Source organism: Priestia sp. HNGD-A6, from assembly GCF_045784335.1.
GTDB classification, from domain to species: domain Bacteria; phylum Bacillota; class Bacilli; order Bacillales; family Bacillaceae_H; genus Priestia; species Priestia zanthoxyli.
In genome coordinates, this window is the sequence record NZ_CP138621.1 from 4,257,389 (window position 1) to 4,275,961 (window position 18,573).

Below are 18,573 nucleotides of genomic sequence, written 5' to 3' on the forward strand. Positions count from 1 at the left end.
AGAGGTTAGTTAGATGAAAGAAAGTATTTTAATTGTGGAAGATGAAGTAGAAATAGGCAATATATTAAAAATGGAACTTGAACATGAAGGTTACCAAGTGAAAATTAAAAACAATGGAAGAGATGGTCTCGAAATGGCCTTATCAAATATGTTTGATTTAATTTTACTTGACATTATGCTACCGGAAATGAGTGGTATAGAGGTCTTGCGTAAAGTAAGAAAGAGAGAAAATTACGTGCCTATTATTCTTTTGACAGCTCGCAACTCAACTCTAGACAAAATACTGGGGTTAGATCATGGCGCAAATGATTATATAACTAAACCATTTAAAACTGAAGAATTGCTGGCTCGGATACGTTCTTTACTACGTTATAAGCACCTTGTTATTAGGAATAAGGTAGAAAAAGACTCGTTATTATTAATTGAAGATATGGTTATAAATACTGAATCAAGAGAAGTAACTAGGGCTGGGCAAAAAATCAGCTTAACCCCGAAAGAGTATGATTTATTAATTTACTTAGTCATCCATAAAAATAAGACGGTTACTCGTGAAGGAATCTTACTAAATGTATGGGGATATGAATACGAAGGAGATACAAATATACTTGATGTTTATATAAGTTATTTGAGAAAGAAAATTGAAGAAGGATTTAGTCCCTCACTCATTGAGACTGTTCGAGGCATAGGATACACCATTAAAGAAAGTTAAAGAAACAAGGAAAGCAACTTTATATGATTCATTAAAGAAGATTAAGAAATAAATTCATTTATTCTTAATCTCTTTTTTATTCAAATCTAATTTTTATTTGATAAATTGAAGAAAAGCCTATAAAGAAGAAAGTCATAGAAAACTTATTTCATATTTCTTCTTATTATCTTTCAAAATGGAGGGATATAGTACTAGTACTCATATTCATTTGTAGAAGCAGTTTTTACGTTTTTAATTTTTAGACAAAGGAGAGTACTTTATATGCAAAAGGTACTAATTGTAGAGGATGAAGAAGGATTAGTAGAATTTTTAGAATTAGAACTAAAATATGAAGGATATTTAGTTGACGTAGCTTACGATGGTCGTACTGGTTTAGATAAAGCAACCAAGCAGAAGTACGATATTATATTATTGGATTTAATGATGCCTGGATTAAATGGAATTGAGGTATGCAGAAGACTAAGAACAACTAAGGATACTCCTGTTATTATGCTCACAGCTAAGGATAGTGTCATGGACAGGGTAATGGGGCTTGATAATGGAGCTGACGATTATTTGTCCAAACCATTTGCAATTGAAGAATTATTTGCAAGAATGCGAGTCATTTTTAGACGTCAAGAAAACAACAACATGCTGAATCAGAAGCTACTATTAACATTTAAAGATATTGAACTTGATTTGGAATCAAGAACAGTGATAAAAGAAAAAAAACTAATTGAACTCACGAATAAAGAATTTGAACTCCTAGCCATTTTTATGCGTAACATTAACAAAGTATTAACGAGAGACATACTTTTAGAGCAAGTGTGGGGGTACGATTCAGTTGTTGAAACGAATGTTGTCGATGTATATGTTAGATATTTAAGAAATAAATTAAGTGCGGAGGACAAAGAGTTATATATTCAAACCATCAGAGGGGTTGGGTACGTGATGCGTGATGTTTAAATGAGAAAGTGGATAAATTGTATAAAAGATTTACCTATAAGATGGAAGATAACGTTATGGTCTTCCATGTTTTTATTTTTTCTTTTTCTCTCTTATAACCTCTTTCAATACATTGTGATTGATAACGGTATTTTAAATTATGAGAAGCAAAATGGTATTCATCAATTAAACGAGGTTCTCGCTTTTATTCAATCTGATGATGAACCTTTATCCTTAAAACAAATTGAAAACAGTGAAGGATACTTATCGAAAATTAATGAAAAGAATCAGTTGATTCGTGTTCTTGATAGGAAAGGGAACATTATAACCAGTACCTCAAACAATGTTTCACCAAATTGGCAGCAACCGAAGGCGGTGAAGCACAAAGAGTATAAAGTGATTCGAAACCACGATGAACGTCTACTCGTTCTTCGTTCTCCAATTGTCACCGACAACTTCACTGGAACGGTTGAAATTGTTAGAAATATGGAGATGTCTGATGCTTTTATGGACAAGATTTTTTTATTAATGCTTGCTGCAGGGATAGGCTCACTAATCTTTAGTATTCTAGGTGGAACCATTCTAGCAAAGAAAATACTATCTAACGTTCAAGCGTTAACATTGACGATGAAAAAAATAAAAACAAATGGCCTTGAAGAACGTGTTCCAGTTAATGAAAAAAACGATGAATTTGCTCAATTAGGCAGTTTATTTAATGAGTTGATGGATAGCCTCGAAGACTCTTTTTTACAGCAAAAACAGTTTGTAGAGGATGCTTCACATGAATTAAGAACTCCGTTAGCCATTATCCAAGGACATTTGACATTGTTAAATCGCTGGGGGAAAAATGATGCAGCAGTATTAGATAAATCCTTGAAATCCAGTCTGAAAGAAGTAGAGCGTTTAACGAATCTTGTGCAAGAATTATTGGAGCTATCCCGAGCTGAAAATAGTCTGATAAATCCTGTAGATGTTGAACCTATTAACGTATTGGCCACTGTTCAACATGTTGTAAGGAATTTTGAAGTACTGTATAACAACTATGAGTTTAAAATAAGACACTCACATGAAAATCTGTACGTGAATATTTCTTCTCGCCATCTAGAACAAATATTAATCATTTTGTTAGATAATGCAGTCAAATATTCTAAGAAGGAAGAGAAAGAGGTAGTTATAGACTGTTCTCTCATCAATGAAAAGGTATCCCTTAAAATAATGGATAAAGGAATTGGAATTCCAGAAGAGGATATACCTTATATTTTAAATAGATTTTACCGAGTGGATAAGGCAAGAAGCAGAAAACAAGGAGGGCTTGGCTTAGGACTGGCTATAGCCAAACGATGGATTGAAAAGTACCATGGTACGATTAACATCGAGAGTAAAGAGGGCGAAGGAACAAATGTAACGGCTGTATTGCCTCTGTTTACTAATTCTCTATAAATGTGCATATAAAACAAGATCTTTATTTTTAATACTCCTAACTTCAAAAGCAAAGAAGCATCAAAATCTAGAAGTAAAAAGACTTTATCACATTTCATCAAAAGTAGCTTGATAAAGCACAGAAAGTAGAGGTGTCTAGTATGAAGTTGAAGTTTCAATTTACAATTGCTTTTATGTTAAGCTTGTTGTCCCTTATTTGTTTTAGTGGGATGGCTCTTTTAATTAATGGATCAAAAATTGTCGCATTTGATCGGTCTATTATATCGCTAATTCAAGGGGTCGAAACTCCTGGGCTAACGACTATTATGAAATGCTTTACTTTTATTGGCTCTACGCCATCTGTTGCAGTGATTTCTCTCTTTAGTTTGTTTTTTCTCTATAAAGTATTAAAACATCGAACGGAGCTTATTTTATTTATCGCGATTATTGTAGGTTCTCCAATCCTCAATGAGCTGCTAAAACTATTTTTTCATCGTGCACGTCCTGATTTCCATCGATTAATCGAAATCAATGGTTATAGCTTTCCAAGTGGGCATGCTATGAGTGCTTTTGCTGTTTACGGCGTCCTTTCATTTTTGCTCTGGCGTCATATTTCTACTCGCTGGGGACGTACACTTTTAATCGTTATTAGCACTACAATGATTCTAGCAATAGGTATTAGTCGTATTTACTTAGGCGTGCATTATCCTAGCGATGTTATTGGAGGCTATTTTGCTAGCGGCTGCTGGCTAGCTATTGCTATTTGGTTCTATCAGCGCTATCAGGAGAAGAAGGTTGAGCAAAGAAGATCTACTCAAAGTAAAGAATGAATACGATGATATATCAACGCGAAAATAACCATATAGGGTACGGATGCAAGTGACTGGCTTCATAATTAAATGTGGATTATCAAAAGTACTGATATGAACAGCCAGCATTGATTTATGGACGTTTTTTCAGTAGGGGGAATAAAAAACGAATCTATAAGAACTGCATTTTTTATAAAGATGATACACCACCTAGGAAATGAAATTTTTGATAGCATTCTACTTAAAACAGTCATAAAATTGACTGTTTTTATTATTAGAAAATGTAAAATAACGGTTACTTTTTTCTTGAACTTATTACAAAAAAATCAAATGAAATTGATCCATTTCTATCAATCGTGGCGGAAACTGTTAAATTTTATCTTAAAAAGTGATATTCTTACAGGAATTCAATCAATATACTTTCAAAACTATTTGCGGATTTAATTTTTACAGTATAAAAAGTATTGAGAGTCATGATTACTGTATTACTCTGAGACGAAGGATGAGCAATGTATGAACAAACTTACAATACCAGCCGTATTAGTTATCTTCGCTTTATGGATCTTATTACAATTGGCTTTAGACGGTAATATCTTTAAAAATCCTCTAAATTATTTTATTTTAATAACGGTTTTCTTTTTATTTATCAAACAGGCAAAAGAAAAATAGCCTAGAATGTTCGCTGCTGAGTAGTCTATAGTTATAGGCTGCTTTTTCTTTTGGCCACGTTAAAAATAATTTCATATATAAGCTAATTAGAAAAAGAAGGTTGAACCTTGCTTTATAAAAAATGTCTTACGACTGTAAAATGATTAAAATTTAAAAAATATTAAACAGTACCTTGCAATAAACAATAGCTGGTGATATATTGTAATTATTAGGAAGTTATTATAAATCAGTACTATACAATAAACAGTAGTGGACTGTGAAAAGAAAAGGGTGAAGAACAGTGAACGTGCAATTTAAAAAAGGAGTTTTAGAGCTTTGTGTCCTTGTATTACTGGATAAGAAAGACCGCTATGGATATGAATTAGTTCAAAAAATCTCCGATCAAATTGAAATATCAGAAGGGTCGGTATATCCTCTTCTGCGCCGATTAACAAAAGAAGAATATTTTACAACGTATTTAAAGGAATCTACAGAAGGTCCTTCAAGGAAATATTATCAGCTTACCGATAAAGGCAGGGAGTATTTATACGAACTTATCGATGAATGGAATGAGTTTTCAAGAGGTGTTAATCAATTAATTAAAGAAGGTGTGAACAATGTCGAAGAGTAAATTTTTACAGCAATTGAATGAATCATTAAAACCATTGTCCTCAAAAGAACGAGAGGATATTTTGCAAGATTATGAAGAACATTTTTCCATTGGCTTAGAAGAAGGAAAAACAGAAGAAGAAATTGTAGCGTCGCTAGGATCCCCGAATCAAATAGCCAAAGAATTGCTGGCAGATTATCACGTTGAGCAAGCAACAGCTAAGGCAACAACTCAAAATATTTTGAGAGCCACTTGGGCCGTAATTGGTTTAGCTTTTTTTAATGTAGTAATTGTTCTTGGTCCGGCCGTTGCATTAGCTGGCTTTATTTTATCAGCTTGGGCCATAGGTCTATGTTTCTTGCTATCACCTATTCTAGTTCTCGGTGAGGCTATTGTACATTGGAGCGGCTTTTTTCTCTTTAATTTATTTATGTCGTTAGCATTTTGCGGAATTGGATATTTTATTATGCTAGGTATGTTTGTTGTAACGAAGCTAGCTATAAAAGGCTTTGTACGTTATCTGAAATACAATGTATCACTGGTGAAAGGCGGTTTAAAACGTGCTGAATAAAAAGAAACTCTCCGTTCTTGCAGGCATTCTCATCCTTGTTGGGATTATAGGAGGCCTCCTTACTTATCGTGCTATTGATCCTGAACCTATTTCAAAAGAAAAAGTTATTAACAGCAATCAAGTATCCAAGGTAAACATTGATACGGATAATACTCGTGTTCACGTGTATCCTATCAAAGGTGATAATATCAAAGTAACATTAAAAGGCGAAACATCTCCTAATATAAAAAGAGACTTCACTACTGACGTTAAAAATTCAACGCTTTTTATCTCCTATAATGAACAGCAGCGCAGCTGGGTCAATTTTGACATTGTTAGTGTATTAAAACCGCTATCCATCAACGTTTATCTGCCTGAAAAACAGTATAATTCATTGGGGATTTCCAGTAACAACGGATATGTGTCTGTTAAAAAATTACGCGCAGCAGATGTTTCTGTCCGTGCAAACAATGGACGTGTAGAATTAGAGGACATTGATTCACAAAACCTGACCACCAGCGTACACAATGGACTTACGAGCATAAAAAATGCTGCAGCCAAAACAGTTCAAGCAAAAGGAAATAACGGAAAAATAACGCTGAGTAACGTGGAAGGTAGTTTAGAAGGTGAAACCCATAACGGAAGTATCACTCTTGAAACAGAAGAACTTGATCGAGATATTGACTTTAAAACGCACAATGGAAAAGTTGAGATTACAACGGAAAAAGAACCAAGTAACGTTCAATTTAACGTTTCTGTCGATAATGGAAAAGTCGATATCTTGAATAAATATGATAGGGACGCTGTTATTGGAAAAGGAAAGAATATTATTAAACTAGCCACTCATAACGGCAGTATTTCTGTAACAAAGTAGCCTGTTAGCTCTACGCACAAAGCTCATCTGCAAAAAAGCAGAGGCACAGCTAGCAGCAGATAATCAAAAAAAGGTTTCACTCATTGAACGTTGATGAGTGGAACCTTTTTTAATTTAGTTTATGGTGAAGTAAAGTAATAATGGCAGCTAAAAATGAGCCGTATACAAATCTCTCTTGGTTCTTGTAATTTGAGCATGGAAGGTCTAGAAAAAATATATCTTCTTTTATGCTAAAAAAGGAATATTTCTTTAAATGAAACGATACTATTTTCTGATACAACCTATTCCTGCGAAAGGAGCAAAAGTAAATGAAACGAAATGTTGTGTATGGCTTATTACTAACAGTGTCTTTAGTATTTGCGCTTTTTTTAATTGTTGATTGGTGTCAGTATGAAACTGGGTTAGAACACGCTATTAAACCTGCTGATCAAAACTATGAAAACAGCGAAAACTATATTTCTGACAAACGTATGATAGATGTAATTGTAAAGCTAACGGAAGAAAGTCCTGCAACATTTGGAACGAGATTAAAAAGTGCGCAAAGAATAGATGAGAAGCGTGTCCATGTGAATACCAATAAGCTAGAAGGCATTATCGAGTTAAAAGATATAGAAGGTAAGACCTTGGTATGGCGTGTGCTAGACAAAGCATCTCATCATTTAATTATGGAAAGTAAGAATTGGGGAAATGAATAAGGGACCTGCTGATGTTTCTTCTTATGAAAACAGGCTGAGACAAAAGTATGCTAGTGGTGGTGTCTCGGCCTGTTTATACTTTTGTTACCGATTGTTCTTAAAGCACCAAAATAGAGGAGGAAAGATATTTTTAATTAATACTCATTAAAATATTCTTGAATCTTTTTAGGGTCCTTTATTTTTGTTAAAGCAAGCATTAAAAGAATACGGGCTTTTTGTGGATTTAATGAATCAGATGTAACAAACGTATCTTTATCATCTGATTCTTCATGTGTCACAACCCCGCTTCCTACGCGGCTAGATCTAACAATAACTACGCCTTTTTTTACCGCATCTTTAGCACCTGTTAGGGCAGCATCCGATAGCAGTCCATTTCCTACTCCTGCAACGACTATTCCTTTTGTTCCAGCTTTTACGGCTGTGTCATAAAAGTTCCTAGAATCATTTTGATATCCATATATGATATCTACTTGAGGAAGCTTATCTAATTTTGATACATCGAATATTGATTGTGTTGTATGCTTGCGAGTTGGTTTGTTATAAAATATTACCTGATCTCCAGCTATTTCTCCTACATATCCTTGTTCGGTGGATTTAAACGTATCTACTGCCGTTGTATGTGTTTTCGTTATATAACGAGCTGCGCCAATTCGATCGTTAAGCGCTACTAAAACACCGGTATTTCGTGCTTCTTTTGTAGAAGCAATTTTCACCGCATTATACAAGTTTAGCGGCCCATCTGCACTTATAGCGGTAGCTGGTCTCATTGAACCAACCACAATTACAGGTTTTTCACTTTTTACTACTAAGTTTAGAAAATAAGCCGTTTCCTCCATCGTATCAGATCCGTGTGTCACGACAATCCCGTCAACGTCCTTAGACGCTAATAGTGTATTAATTCGTTTTGCTAACTTTAACAGAATGGTGTTATCTATATTTTGACTTCCGATATTTACAACTTGTTCTCCGCTTACATTCGCTAGTTTTTTTAACTCAGGAACAGCTTTAATGATGGTTTTAATATCAAGGGCTCCTGATTCATATCCAGTTGTGTCTGTGCTGCTCTCAGAAGAACCTGCAATCGTACCTCCAGTGGCCAAAATCTTTATATTGGGCAACTCTTCTTTCACTGAATGTTTTACAGTCATTTTAGAATCATTTACTGATGCATTGACAAATGATAAAGATCCCGAAAATAAGATAACGCTTGATAAAAAGGTGATGCTTACTATTCTTTTCAGTTTCATCGTTACGTAGCTCCTTTTACGCCAAAGACATGTAACGGTATTATTAGTAATTTGAGTTTGAAATATCCAATCATTTGTCCGCACGAAGAATAAATAGATAAACGCATTATTTTTATGAGATCCTTGTTGCTTTTTCTCTTAACAATTTTCTAATCTCCTCACATAAGTGAACTTGGGAATCTAAAATCTTTATTTCGTTTATATCTTCCATTTGTTTAGACATGAGTTGGGTTCCTTTATAACATTTTAAGGAACTATTCTGTTCTAAAAAATGGAAATCATTTCGCTTTTTTACCCATTTAACATAAGGTAGTCTCTATATAGGGATGAAAATAATGATTTTAATAGGAACGTTTGTGAAAAAATCCTTGCTGCAGGAGGGAAGGAGTCATTATTGATATAAGCCATGCTTGATATTTATACGGCGAGAGTTTTCTTATTTACTAAAATTCAGGCATATGATGCTTGTTCAAAGTCACATATTACTATAGTATTTGAAATTAAATTTTAAGATTTTAAAATAATTGTTGAAATTTAATTTCAAAGACGTTATTCTGTACTTGAGAACGATTTCAAACAAAAACAAAGATAGGATGGATAAGTAATGCTTGAACATTTAACTACTGAGACTCGTAATGAAAAAACAATGAATCTGGATGAAATGTCCGTTTTAGATTTTCTTACAACCATGAATGAAGAAGATGAAAAAGTTGCGAGTGCGATAAAAAAAGAACTGCCTTCTATTGCGAAAGCTGTAGAAGCTATTATAGAAGCTAAGAAACAAGGAGGGCGCCTTATTTATATAGGTGCAGGAACCAGTGGCCGCATCGGCTTGCTTGATGCTGTTGAGTGTCCGCCTACATTTGGTACAAACCCAGATGAAGTAATAGGCTTAATTGCCGGCGGAGAAAAAGCTTTTATCAAAGCAGTAGAAGGAGCAGAAGATAGTAAAGAGTTAGGCATGGAAGACTTACAAAACATTCGACTTACTAAGGTAGACATTGTTGTAGGGATTGCAGCAAGCGGTCGTACACCTTATGTCATTGGAGCATTAGAATATGCTAACTCAATTGAAGCTCAAACAATAGCAGTTAGCTGTAATAAGGGCTCTGATATTGGAAAAGTAGCAAACATTGCAATTGAAGTAGTAAATGGTCCTGAAGTATTAACAGGTTCTACTCGCTTGAAAGCCGGAACAGCACAAAAATTGGTTTGTAACATGCTTTCGACAGCTTCTATGGTAGGTATCGGAAAAGTGTATGGAAATCTAATGGTAGACGTTCAGCTGACTAATGAAAAGCTCGTAGAACGCGCAAAACGAATTGTGATGGAAGCAACTTCATGCACGTATGATACGGCAGAAGAGTACTTAGCAAAAGCAAATTGTAATTCTAAGCTTGCTATAGTCATGATTTTAACAGGACTTTCATATGAGGAATCTTTACATCGTTTAGAACAAACACAAGGGTTTATCCGTCAAGCAATCGTGAATTAAGTAGCGAAACTATAAGGGAGATGGGAACAACTATGAGTAAACATCATCAAACAGCTAAAGAACTGCTTCAAGCTCTTGGAGGCAGTTCTAATATAGCGAATTATACACACTGTATGACAAGACTCCGTGTCACCCCAGTGAATCATAATAGAATCGATGAAGCGAGTATAAAACAAGTGAAAGGAGTGGTAGGGGTTGTCGATGATGATACGTATCAAATTATTCTAGGACCAGGAGTAGTTACGAAAGTTGCTGAACAATTTGGTATTGTACTTCAAGAAGATCCTGCAGCTCCTTCATCTGAAGATTTGACGTCAAAAGGTGCAGATATGAAGTCTGAGCTAAAAAAGAAAAACAATACGCCATTCAAAAATTTTTTGCGAAAAGTTGGGAGCATTTTCATACCTTTAATCCCAGCATTCGTAGGTGCAGGTTTAATAGCTGGTATTGCCTCTATTTTAGCCAATAGCATAACTGCAGGAGATCTTGATAAAGATACTTGGCAACAATACGTTACGATCCTTAATGTGATCAAAAATGCAATCTTCAGCTATTTAGTTATTTATGTAGGTATTAACGCAACAAAAGAGTTTGGAGCTACTCCAGCCCTAGGTGGAGTTATCGGAGGTATCACCCTTTTAACGGGAGTTACAGAAGAATTTCCTATTATGAATATCTTTACCGATCAGCCTCTAACGCCTGGGCAAGGCGGGGTTATCGGAGTTTTGATTGCTGTATGGTTACTTTCATTTTTAGAAAAATTCTTACGTCGATTTATTCCTGATGCAATCGATATTATTGTTACACCTACAATTGCTCTTCTGATTGTCGGATTGTTAACGATTTTCTTTATTATGCCTTTTGCAGGTCTAATTTCTAGTAATTTAATTGGCGGAATAGATTGGACACTTGAACGTGGAGGGGTTTTTGCAGGTTTTGTACTAGGAGTGGCATTTTTACCATTGGTGATGCTAGGTCTGCATCAAGTATTAATCCCTATTCATATTGAAATGATTAACACAGCTGGTATGACCATCTTGCTTCCGATTCTTGCAATGTCTGGTGCTGGACAAGTAGGTGCAACTTTAGCACTTTGGGTTCGTTGCCATAAAAATAAATCACTTGTTACCATTATTAAAGGGGCTCTTCCTGTCGGAATATTAGGTATTGGAGAACCACTTATTTATGGAGTTATTCTTCCATTAGGACGCCCATTCATTACGGCTTGTATCGGTGGAGGAATTGGAGGAGCTGTAATTGGAATGTTCGGAAACGTTGGTTCCATTGCTATCGGCCCATCTGGCCTAGCTTTAATTCCATTAATTGCTCATGGTTTATGGCTGAAATATATCATCGGCTTACTTGCAGGATATGCTGGAGGATTCATCTGCACATATTTATTTGGCATACCAAAAGAGGCTATTACAGAAGGCTCTAATAACAAAGAAGTACCTGAAGCGAAGACAAAAGCTGAAGTTGCTGCAACAGGTGAGAAAAAAGAAATGAACGATACAACTTTAGGAAGCGCATTCAAACTTCCGTTTGATGGATATATTGTGCCTCTAGAAGAAGTCCCTGATGCCGTTTTTTCTTCAAGGATGATGGGAGACGGTTTTGCCATCGAACCAACTAATAATACGCTTATTTCTCCTATCAATGGGGAGGTTGTTAGCATCTTTCCTACAAAACATGCCATAGGTCTAAAAACAGATCAAGGTTTAGAGTTATTAATTCACATAGGGTTAGAAACAGTGAACTTGAATGGGAAAGGGTTTACATGTCTAATTAAAGAGGGAGAAAAGGTTACACAAGGAACCCCGCTTTTAAAAATAGACCTAAACTACATTAAAGAAAATGCTAAATCACTTGTTACACCAATCATTTTTACAAATTTATCTGAACATAATCAAATACAGTTATTAAACACAGGGTACAATGAGCAAGGTATAACAAATGTTATTGAGTTAGTTTCTAAAAAACAGTAAGTTAATTAAATCTAATTGATTATTTAAGGGTACTTTTCTAAATAGAAGAGTACCCTTTTTTACTGGCGGCAAGTCATCACTTCTAGAGAGTAGCCAGGGCTGGATTGGCTATTAGTTCGTTTTTGTAATATTAAACATTAAGCAATGATAGGTTACTTTCACGCCATGTTCGTCACGATGATTATTTTCGTATAGGTTGATTAATTCACGAAAAAAGGAAGGGCGCTGACAGTAGCTTTCCTCGTTACTGTTACTTGCTCCAATCTTTTTTATTGATGTGAAAAATGCCTTAACCGTCGGAAAGTATTGAACCTCTAGCTCCTCCGTTTTTGATAGTTTAAATGGATGCTCTCTCAATGGAACTAATGCTTGTTCACAAATTTGAGACAACTCTTCAAGAGAAAAAAACGATTGGCCAGGTGAACTGTTACTGAAAAGACCAAGCTTTTGTTTCACATGGCTGTAGCATGAATGAAGCTCTTGAAACGTACGGTTACCAAAGGTTGAAAATAGCAGGCTGCCTGTAGGCTTAAGTTGTTTATACAATTTTTTAATTGTCGTATGAAGACTATTAAACCACTGAAATGTTGCATTCGAAATAATAAGGTCATAATGTCTTTCTATACTTAGTTCCTCGATATCTCCGCATATGAAAGAAATTCGATCTTCCCTTACTTTTTCCTTTGCTAACTCAATCATTCCTGATGACAAATCAACTGCTGTAATAGCAGCCTTAGGGAATTTTTTGCACAATAATTGTGTTAAATAACCCGTGCCGCAGCCAATTTCAAGAATAGCTATTTCCTCGTTAAAGAAATTGGTGGAAAGCTGATCTATTAATTGGTTTGCCATGCTTTTTTGTACATCGGCATAAGCATCATAAGTTTTAGCATGATTATTGAACCTTTTCTTTAAAAGTTGCTTATTAATCATAAATGAGCTCCTTTTCGAGAAATTTTTCTATAAGTTGTGTACAGTGCTGAGGCTTTGTAAAAAAAGGAATATGGCCAGCTTTTTCTAGGATACACAGCTGCGCTTTTCCACCAATTCTTTCAGCTATGAAAGAAGAAGACTCAGGTAAACATATTTGATCATCTTTTCCATGGATCAACAAACAAGGAGTTTGAATTTGATTGAGTTGCATTCTAACATCTTTTTGGAGTAAATAATCCAGCCCTGTAAGGAGGGAGTACATACTGTCTCCTTGATAATCACGCTGAACAACTTCTATAAATTGATGATGAAATTCTTCTTCTTTTTCAGATTTAGTGAACATAGCGTTATAAAATGAAGTAAGGGTTTCTTCTTTATTACGCTGTAGTTGTTTTTTCATACGTTCAACAATGCGTTGCTCCCATCCAAATGTATTATGCATGCCGTTTGTAAAGCGACTAGTTCCGCTAATTAATATGAGTCCTTCTATCTTGTTAGGGTATAAATTTGCAAGTTCAAGCGTTACAAGAGAACCTAATGACCAACCCATTAAATAAACAGTGCCTGGAGTAGAAATAAGCAATTGGATTGCTCGTTCTCTAAAGTTACTTAGTTCTTTTACACCTCTCCAGTCTGTACACAAAACGTTACATATAGTAGACAATGATTTTATGATTGGTTGAAACGCTGCTTTTTCCATTCCCCATCCGGGAAATATTATAATAGTGGATGGTTTCATTGAATCACACTCATTTCTTTTCCAATTAGAGAAATTCTCTTTATGGCCCAATCTAAATCTTCTCGCGTATGATCTGCTGTTACAGTAAAACGAATTCTTGCTTTATTTTCAGGAACAGTAGGAGGCCTAACTGCAATAGCAGCAATTTCTTCTTTCTGTAAACGCTCTGCAAACTGCATTGTTCTTTTGTTTTCTCCCGTTAAAATTGGAATGATCTGAGATTGACTATTACATGTGTTAAATCCTTCGTATGTAAGTGCCTTCCTAAAAAATAGTGCATGTTTATGAAGAAGTGCGCGGCGCTCTGTGTCTTGTTGCACCTTTTCAATTGCAGCCGTTATTGCACCGAGTATAGCAGGGGGAAGAGCAGTTGAATAAATGAGTCCTCGCATTCTATTTTTCAAATAATCTATGAGCCACTGTTTTCCCGTAACATAAGCTCCAAATGACCCTAGCGCTTTACTAAACGTTCCCATTTGAATATCAATTTTATCTTGCAGATTAAGAAAATGTGCGTATCCTTCACCATTTTTTCCGTATACACCGCTTGCATGAGCCTCATCAACCATTAGTAGGGCGTTATATTGCTCTTTTAATTTAACAAGCTCCTTGAGCTTGGCGAAATCGCCATCCATGCTGAAAACAGTATCTGTTACAACTAACTTCCGTGACTCTAAGGGAACTTTTTTTAATAAATTTTCTAGGTGGTTCATATCGTTATGGCGATAGCGTTGAAGTTTTGCACGGCTCAGTAGGGCCCCGTCAATGATACTTGCATGATTTAACTTATCGCTGAAGATGAAGCCATTACGCGGAACCAAGGCTGAGATGATTCCTAGGTTTGCATTATAACCACTATTGATAATAAGTCCTGCCTCAGCTTTTTTCCAATTAACAAGGGCTCTTTCTGCTTTCTCGTAAAGGAAGTGATTTCCTACTATTAAGCGTGAAGCTGTTGCTCCTACTCCATACGTCATCACAGCATCACTCATTGTTTTCTTCAGTCCACTATCTCCTGCATAGCCTAAATAGTTATTAGAGGCAAGGTTTAACATTTTACGTCCATTGACTGTAAGCCATGGTTGTTCAGTAAATTCTGTAGTAACAAGGTGCCTTTTTTGAAAAATCTCATCTAAATAGGCAAGTTCTCTCTTAATATCTTCTTCCCAATACAATACACTCTCACCACCGACAATAAAATTAGTTAACTTTAATTTTTAAAAAGTTAACATATATATCTAATCACTCCTTTAGAAGAGTGTCAAGATGAGAGAGGTTATAAAAACTCTTGAATAAAAGAAGCAAACTCCTAACGGTAGGGAGTTTGCTTTTTTTGTTCTTTAAATATTCCTGTTTAATAACAAACGTCTTTTCCAACATGTTTTGGATTTATTTACACGCATCATATTAATCTAGCAATTTTATTTGCTTTACTAAACACTTCATATTGATTATCCTCATTTTCTTAGTTATAATGTAATTGTTACATTTGTAATAATAATGTAATATAATTGTAACTTATATACATTTTTGCGGTGTTAGACAGAATGGTAGCTAATTTTAAAAAATGAAAAGCTATTTATGGATAAGCCCTTAGCGATTGTGGAAGCAGCCGCGAGGGGAAAACTTTAGATAAAAAGGTGAGGACAATGTTGAAAAAAATATTTATTTTAGTTGTTCTAGGATATATATTCTTGAGTAGCAAGTATTTTCTTCAAAATTATGTGTATGCGGGCACGTATGAGCAGGATATAAAGGTTAACGATGACTTAGTGTCGAGTCTTCTTTTAGAAGAAGCTGTTTTTTGACGGCTTTTAAGGTGCTAAATTTTATATAAAGAGGTAATGGGTAGAGTTGTAATTTCTTAATGTTGTCAGTCTCTTCCCTTATCTTCACAGGTAAAAAGTAGGCGGTAGTTAACATAATTGCAGGACTTCGGGTCCTAATAGATTTTTACATTGCCTAGACAACAACGAAGTAGAGAAGAACGATGTAGTTGAGAAGAGAAGGCTGAGGGAGTAAGAATAAAATGAAAAACTATTTAAATGTGGAAGAAGGAAAAAATAGCTGGAAGCGTTATGTAAGTACAACAGTCCTTGCTTCTGTGTTTATGCTGTTAGGATCCATTATTTATATTATTGCTGAAATGATAATGGTTGCAGCTGATGAAAGTGGAAAATCATATGTTGATTTTGATACCGGATTAGCTGTAGGAATCAATGCTAATCTTGATTTTCTGTTGTCTCATATTATGTACATATGCTGGATTTTTGGTTTATGGATCGGGATTCGTTTTATTCACAAACGAAAAATGAAATCACTAATCACTGCTAACAAACGTGTGAACTGGAAGAAAGTAATATGGTCTTTTGGAGCTTTTAGTCTGTTACTAATCGTTTCACAATTAATTGATGTCGTGTTTAACCACTCGGATTATTCATGGAATCATGTAAGTTTAAAAGAGTATGCCCTGTTAGTACTGATCACGCTTTTATTAGTACCTATTCAAACAACAACCGAGGAGCTGTTTTTTAGAGGTCTTCTTCTTCAATGGGTGGGTAAGAAAGTGAAGCGTCCAATTTTACTTGCGATTATTGTGGGACTAATGTTTTCAATAGGTCATTTTGCTAATCCCGAAATGAATAAATCCATTATATTGGTGGGACTAGATTATATTGTAGCTGGTTTTGCTCTTACATATATCGCGGTTAAAACAAAAAGCTTAGAAATTACCATTGGCGCACACGCAGCCAACAACATGTTTCTCGCTCTGTTCCTTACAACGGATGATTCTGTTTTCGGGTCTATACCGAGTTTGTTTAAGGTAGCTAACACTGAGCCAGGAGCTAACCTTATTTGGTCGATTGTTATGTTTAGTGTTTTCTATATCTTATGTAGAGGGAAGATAAAAAAGGAAGAAGCAGCTGACAAAGATCAGCTTATTACTTAAATTGGCAGAACCAATACCTAAACAGGATAGGAGATGTAACAGAGTGAGTGGAAATCACGATGAAAATAAACCATTGACTCGTGCAGAAATGAAGCGGGGCCACTTAGCTACTCAACATCGTATTTTAAATGTGCTTATCGTTCTTGCATCGATTGCTGCAGTATATCTAGTAATAAAAACCATACTTTAAAAGAGCAGCCTTAAAGGCTGCTCTTTTTATTTTGTATAAACACGCGCACGCAGCTACCAATTGAAAAAAGCTTTTAACGAAATCATTGTAGCCGCGTAGACAAGAGATGAGATTAAAAAGGTTGGCAAATGCGCATGTTTTTCAAAAGGGAGCTCTTTACTGATGACGTTAAATAACATTGCACCTGAACTAAAAGCAATCATCGACTCAATAAGCAGTCCTGATGAGGGACCGAAAACGCCCAGAATGGACCCAAGAAAAGTTGCTCCGGCAAGCATATAGCGACCTCTATTTTTGTGTAAGCGCGGATGTTTTTTTCCTAGATGGTAAGACCACCCGATAAAATGAAGGCTGATAGCCAGTCCGTAGAATACTGATTCAACTCGCTTAACATCGGTTGAAAACACGACATAAGAAATGATAAAAGAATAAATCATAAAAAAACTAGCCTGTACCATATAAACGGTCAGTTCCGTTAGGTGAGTGGCTGCTTTTGTTTGAGCAAATGAATACACTGAAAAATAGACGAGTAAGCCGAGAAGACCAAGAAAATATAGTTCAGTATCAAGGGCTAGCGATCCTCCAAACTCTTCTTGTTTCTTATGAAGCGTCGGTAAGATATAAATAAATACATAAGCAATAGCTACACCGCCTGATAATGAGAGCAGCTTTTGCTCCCCGATTGGAGAACGTTCGACAATCGTTAATGCGTATAGTTGAATGAGGATAAAAACAATACCTATGATAATTGATTCAATTGTAACCATGATGGTCTCCTTTTAAGGTTCACTTTTAGGGTTTAATTCCCTTTAATAGAAGAAGAGAAACCATGATTTAGATGGAAACATTGCTGAATTATAGGTAGATGTTCGAAAACGTCAGACTTTTAAGAATGGTGTTAGTTTATAGTATATACATATTTTACTTACTTATTATTAGCTAGAGAAAGGGTATTTATTATAAAGGAAAGCTGTTGAGTTCGCGGGTGAAGGCATATTCATTCTGTATTTTGGTATAGCTAGAACGTTTAAATGGCGGCCCTGAAGGTTTCCTTTAAGAGAACACTTTCCTATTCCTTTTATTTATTGTGTTAATTAAGATACAAAGATATAAAATATAGAAAAAATGTTATTATATAGATATTGTTCTGAAAATAAAATGATGTATGGGGGATATCAGCTAATATGTTTTTTGTCATTATAGGATTTATAGCCGTCTTTATCACTTTATGTTCGTTAGAAGCTAAGCTAAGAACGATAGTGAAACAAAATGATAGATTAATTAAATTACTTGAAAAAAAGAACAGATACTAACAAAAAATCACCTAATAGGATATTGGGGTGCTTTTTTATCGTGTAGGAGGATTTAAATTGAAAAGGAAGTTTTTGTTTTTAGGACTTATATCTATTTTTTTATTAGTATTGGGTAGCTGTGGTACCAAAGAAGAAAGTGTGCGTTTCGAAGGTGAAGGAGATCATTGGAAAGCTTTATATCTTTTAAATAAAGGAGAGAATACTGAAAATGGGCAAGGCAGTATCATCTATAAAGGAAAAGACAAGGAGAAAGTAGGAAAAGTTTCTTATGTTGTTGAAGGGGAAACAAGCAAATTATCAGGTACAGATGACGAGACAGAAGGGAAAATTAATTTAAATGGAAGCTGCAGCGGGTGTTCGACTCAAAGCAGCAACGCTCCTTATCACGTGACAATAAAATGGAATGGGAAAGAAGATAAATTTGATTTAACATCAAAGTAGAACGATAAAACGTTGTATGTATATGAAACTAAAAATCTGGCC

General features: G+C 35.2%; 18 protein-coding genes and 2 pseudogenes. 15 read left to right on the forward strand and 5 right to left on the reverse strand.

What is annotated here, in order from left to right; all coding sequences use genetic code 11:
* Nucleotides 1-13: 13 nt before the first annotated feature.
* The 9 genes from SCI76_RS21840 (at nucleotide 14) to SCI76_RS21880 (ending at nucleotide 7,238) form a co-directional block, all read left to right on the forward strand.
* Nucleotides 14-709: a response regulator transcription factor gene (locus SCI76_RS21840; RefSeq protein ID WP_028414892.1), complete on the forward strand. Its 696-nt coding sequence runs from the start codon at nucleotides 14-16 to the stop codon at nucleotides 707-709.
* 261 nt (nucleotides 710-970) lie between these two features.
* On the forward strand, nucleotides 971-1,654 hold the full coding sequence (locus tag SCI76_RS21845) for a response regulator transcription factor (protein WP_048019310.1): 684 nt from the start codon (nucleotides 971-973) through the stop codon (nucleotides 1,652-1,654).
* On the forward strand, nucleotides 1,655-3,073 hold the full coding sequence (locus SCI76_RS21850) for a HAMP domain-containing histidine kinase (protein ID WP_048019311.1): 1,419 nt from the start codon (nucleotides 1,655-1,657) through the stop codon (nucleotides 3,071-3,073).
* A 140-nt stretch (nucleotides 3,074-3,213) separates the two neighbouring features.
* Nucleotides 3,214-3,882 (forward strand): phosphatase PAP2 family protein, encoded by a 669-nt coding sequence (locus SCI76_RS21855; protein WP_048019312.1) that lies wholly within the window; start codon nucleotides 3,214-3,216, stop codon nucleotides 3,880-3,882.
* Nucleotides 3,883-4,374: 492 nt separating this feature from the next.
* Nucleotides 4,375-4,530 (forward strand): hypothetical protein, encoded by a 156-nt coding sequence (locus SCI76_RS21860; protein ID WP_048019313.1) that lies wholly within the window; start codon nucleotides 4,375-4,377, stop codon nucleotides 4,528-4,530.
* Between the two features lie 280 nt (nucleotides 4,531-4,810).
* Nucleotides 4,811-5,140, forward strand: a complete 330-nt coding sequence (locus SCI76_RS21865) for a PadR family transcriptional regulator (protein ID WP_033580026.1) — start codon at nucleotides 4,811-4,813, stop codon at nucleotides 5,138-5,140.
* The gene (locus SCI76_RS21870) at nucleotides 5,127-5,690 is read left to right on the forward strand and encodes an HAAS signaling domain-containing protein (RefSeq protein ID WP_048019633.1); all 564 of its coding nucleotides are present in this window, start codon (nucleotides 5,127-5,129) and stop codon (nucleotides 5,688-5,690) included. The genes SCI76_RS21865 and SCI76_RS21870 overlap by 14 nt, the downstream gene beginning before the upstream one ends.
* The gene (locus tag SCI76_RS21875) at nucleotides 5,680-6,543 is read left to right on the forward strand and encodes a DUF4097 family beta strand repeat-containing protein (protein ID WP_048019314.1); all 864 of its coding nucleotides are present in this window, start codon (nucleotides 5,680-5,682) and stop codon (nucleotides 6,541-6,543) included. Before SCI76_RS21870 ends, SCI76_RS21875 begins: the two co-directional genes overlap by 11 nt.
* Before the next feature lie 308 nt (nucleotides 6,544-6,851).
* Nucleotides 6,852-7,238 (forward strand): hypothetical protein, encoded by a 387-nt coding sequence (locus SCI76_RS21880; protein WP_048019315.1) that lies wholly within the window; start codon nucleotides 6,852-6,854, stop codon nucleotides 7,236-7,238.
* A 134-nt stretch (nucleotides 7,239-7,372) separates the two neighbouring features.
* Here SCI76_RS21880 and SCI76_RS21885 read toward each other — a convergent pair whose 3' ends face one another.
* On the reverse strand, nucleotides 7,373-8,485 hold the full coding sequence (locus tag SCI76_RS21885) for a type II asparaginase (protein WP_048019316.1): 1,113 nt from the start codon (nucleotides 8,483-8,485) through the stop codon (nucleotides 7,373-7,375).
* Nucleotides 8,486-9,089: 604 nt separating this feature from the next.
* On the opposite strand from SCI76_RS21885, the gene murQ reads away from it, so the two are divergent.
* From murQ to SCI76_RS21900, 3 genes and pseudogenes are all read left to right on the forward strand, one after another.
* Nucleotides 9,090-9,980: an N-acetylmuramic acid 6-phosphate etherase gene (gene murQ / locus SCI76_RS21890; protein ID WP_048019317.1), complete on the forward strand. Its 891-nt coding sequence runs from the start codon at nucleotides 9,090-9,092 to the stop codon at nucleotides 9,978-9,980.
* Between the two features lie 32 nt (nucleotides 9,981-10,012).
* Nucleotides 10,013-11,404, forward strand: a pseudogene (locus SCI76_RS21895) (PTS transporter subunit EIIC); the annotation flags it as partial.
* A gap of 120 nt (nucleotides 11,405-11,524) precedes the next feature.
* Nucleotides 11,525-11,965, forward strand: a pseudogene (locus SCI76_RS21900) (PTS glucose transporter subunit IIA); the annotation flags it as partial.
* A 111-nt stretch (nucleotides 11,966-12,076) separates the two neighbouring features.
* On the opposite strand, the gene bioC reads toward SCI76_RS21900, so the two are convergent.
* Genes bioC through bioF form a run of 3 tightly spaced genes read right to left on the reverse strand, consistent with a single transcriptional unit; the run spans nucleotide 12,077 to nucleotide 14,812 of the window.
* Nucleotides 12,077-12,898, reverse strand: a complete 822-nt coding sequence (gene bioC, locus SCI76_RS21905) for a malonyl-ACP O-methyltransferase BioC (RefSeq protein ID WP_063247116.1) — start codon at nucleotides 12,896-12,898, stop codon at nucleotides 12,077-12,079.
* A complete protein-coding gene (locus SCI76_RS21910; RefSeq protein ID WP_063247115.1) occupies nucleotides 12,891-13,637 on the reverse strand; it encodes an alpha/beta fold hydrolase in 747 nt (248 codons plus the stop codon). The genes bioC and SCI76_RS21910 overlap by 8 nt, the downstream gene beginning before the upstream one ends.
* Nucleotides 13,634-14,812, reverse strand: a complete 1,179-nt coding sequence (gene bioF, locus SCI76_RS21915; RefSeq protein WP_221832218.1) for an 8-amino-7-oxononanoate synthase — start codon at nucleotides 14,810-14,812, stop codon at nucleotides 13,634-13,636. The genes SCI76_RS21910 and bioF overlap by 4 nt, the downstream gene beginning before the upstream one ends.
* Nucleotides 14,813-15,666: 854 nt before the next feature.
* Here bioF and SCI76_RS21920 point away from each other — a divergent pair.
* Together SCI76_RS21920 and SCI76_RS21925 are read left to right on the forward strand one after the other, a co-directional pair.
* Nucleotides 15,667-16,587 (forward strand): CPBP family intramembrane glutamic endopeptidase, encoded by a 921-nt coding sequence (locus SCI76_RS21920; RefSeq protein ID WP_168761145.1) that lies wholly within the window; start codon nucleotides 15,667-15,669, stop codon nucleotides 16,585-16,587.
* 43 nt (nucleotides 16,588-16,630) lie between these two features.
* Nucleotides 16,631-16,777, forward strand: coding sequence for a hypothetical protein (locus SCI76_RS21925; RefSeq protein ID WP_014458831.1), 147 nt, complete (start codon nucleotides 16,631-16,633; stop codon nucleotides 16,775-16,777).
* Between the two features lie 53 nt (nucleotides 16,778-16,830).
* Here the strand turns inward: SCI76_RS21925 and SCI76_RS21930 are convergent, their stop codons facing one another.
* Nucleotides 16,831-17,544: a hypothetical protein gene (locus SCI76_RS21930; RefSeq protein ID WP_034267430.1), complete on the reverse strand. Its 714-nt coding sequence runs from the start codon at nucleotides 17,542-17,544 to the stop codon at nucleotides 16,831-16,833.
* Between the two features lie 603 nt (nucleotides 17,545-18,147).
* Between SCI76_RS21930 and SCI76_RS21935 the strand changes: the two genes are divergently transcribed.
* Entirely contained in the window at nucleotides 18,148-18,531 is a 384-nt protein-coding gene (locus SCI76_RS21935; protein ID WP_063247112.1) for a hypothetical protein, read from the forward strand.
* The last annotated feature ends 42 nt before the right edge of the window (nucleotides 18,532-18,573 follow it).